This is a genomic window from Streptomyces sp. NPDC044061, from assembly GCF_056434305.1.
Map to the genome: position 1 here is coordinate 1 of NZ_JBWKFL010000186.1, position 1,369 is coordinate 1,369.

Genomic DNA, 1,369 nt, shown 5'->3' on the forward strand with positions numbered 1-1,369 from the left:
GTGGGGAAGCCGTAGCGAAAGCGAGTCCGAATAGGGCGACTTTAGTAGCACGCTCAAGACCCGAAGCGGAGTGATCTAGCCATGGGCAGGTTGAAGCGGAGGTAAGACTTCGTGGAGGACCGAACCCACCAGGGTTGAAAACCTGGGGGATGACCTGTGGTTAGGGGTGAAAGGCCAATCAAACTCCGTGATAGCTGGTTCTCCCCGAAATGCATTTAGGTGCAGCGTCGTGTGTTTCTTGCCGGAGGTAGAGCACTGGATAGGCGATGGGCCCTACCGGGTTACTGACCTTAGCCAAACTCCGAATGCCGGTAAGTGAGAGCGCGGCAGTGAGACTGTGGGGGATAAGCTCCATGGTCGAGAGGGAAACAGCCCAGAGCATCGACTAAGGCCCCTAAGCGTACGCTAAGTGGGAAAGGATGTGGAGTCGCACAGACAACCAGGAGGTTGGCTTAGAAGCAGCCACCCTTGAAAGAGTGCGTAATAGCTCACTGGTCTAGTGATTCCGCGCCGACAATGTAGCGGGGCTCAAGCGTACCGCCGAAGTCGTGTCATTGCAGCATATAGCCCCAACGGGTGCTGTGATGGGTAGGGGAGCGTCGTCTGCCGGGTGAAGCAGCACCGGAAGGTAGTTGTGGACGGTTGACGAGTGAGAATGCAGGCATGAGTAGCGATACAAACGTGAGAAACGTTTGCGCCGATTGACTAAGGGTTCCTGGGTCAAGCTGATCTGCCCAGGGTAAGTCGGGACCTAAGGCGAGGCCGACAGGCGTAGTCGATGGATAACCGGTTGATATTCCGGTACCCGCTGTGAAGCGTCAAACATCGAGCATCGTGATGCTAAGGCCGTGAAGCCGCCCTGATCTCTTCGGAGTTGAGGGGAGTGGTGGAGCCGCCGAACCAAGCGGTTAGTAGGTGAGTGATGGGGTGACGCAGGAAGGTAGTCCATCCCGGGCGGTGGTTGTCCCGGGGTAAGGGTGTAGGCCGGTGTGTAGGCAAATCCGCACACCTTGTGGCTGAGACCTGATGCCGAGCCGATTGTGGCGAAGTGGATGATCCTATGCTGTCGAGAAAAGCCTCTAGCGAGTTTCATGGCGGCCCGTACCCTAAACCGACTCAGGTGGTCAGGTAGAGAATACCGAGGCGTTCGGGTGAACTATGGTTAAGGAACTCGGCAAAATGCCCCCGTAACTTCGGGAGAAGGGGGGCCAGCTCCGGTGATCCGATTTACTCGGTGAGCTGGGGGTGGCCGCAGAGACCAGCGAGAAGCGACTGTTTACTAAAAACACAGGTCCGTGCGAAGCCGTAAGGCGATGTATACGGACTGACGCCTGCCCGGTGCTGGAACGTTAAGGGGACCGGTTAGCTC

At 57.2% G+C, this 1,369-nt stretch carries 1 rRNA gene; it reads left to right on the forward strand.

From position 1 onward, the window contains the following. A 23S ribosomal RNA gene (locus tag AC07CM_RS50995) occupies nt 1-1,369 on the forward strand; the annotation flags it as partial.